This window comes from Maricaulis sp. D1M11, assembly GCF_047308265.1.
Classification (GTDB): domain Bacteria; phylum Pseudomonadota; class Alphaproteobacteria; order Caulobacterales; family Maricaulaceae; genus Maricaulis.
In genome coordinates this window covers 1-469 of the sequence record NZ_JBKQWY010000006.1, presented here as the reverse complement: position 1 = coordinate 469, position 469 = coordinate 1, and the positions used below count along the sequence as shown (strand labels likewise).

The 469-nt window shown below is 62.5% G+C and carries 1 pseudogene; it reads left to right on the top strand.

What is annotated here, in order from left to right:
• Positions 1-469: pseudogene (locus tag RMQ97_RS10965) on the top strand (hypothetical protein); the annotation flags it as partial.

Sequence of the window (469 nt, the reverse complement as noted above, 5' to 3'; positions counted from 1 at the left end):
CGGCGCAGAATGGTCATGCAGAGGTGGTGATGGTCTTGCTTGCGGCACTGCCAGAAGATGAGCGGAGCGAGGCCGTACAGCAATGCCACGACAATGGCGGCTTCCCGCGTGTGAGGGCGGCGCAGCATGGTCATGCCGAGGTGGTGAGGGTCGGGCTGGCGGCACTGCCTGAAGATGAGCGGAGCGAGGCCGTACAGCAATGCCACGACAATGGCGGCTACCCGCTTTGGATGGCGGCGCAGGATGGTCAAGCGGAGGTGGTGGAGCATCTGCTGGCGGCTCATTCCGTGGCCGAGCGGGGCGAGGCGGTACGTCAGGTCGATATGCAGAGCGGTGCCTTCCCGCTTTTGATGTCGGCGGAGAATGGTCATGCGATTATTGTGGAGCATTTGCTAGCTGCACTGCCCAAAGCGGAGCGGGGTGAAGCGGTACGTCAGGTCAATATGCAGAACGGTACCTTCCCGCTAGG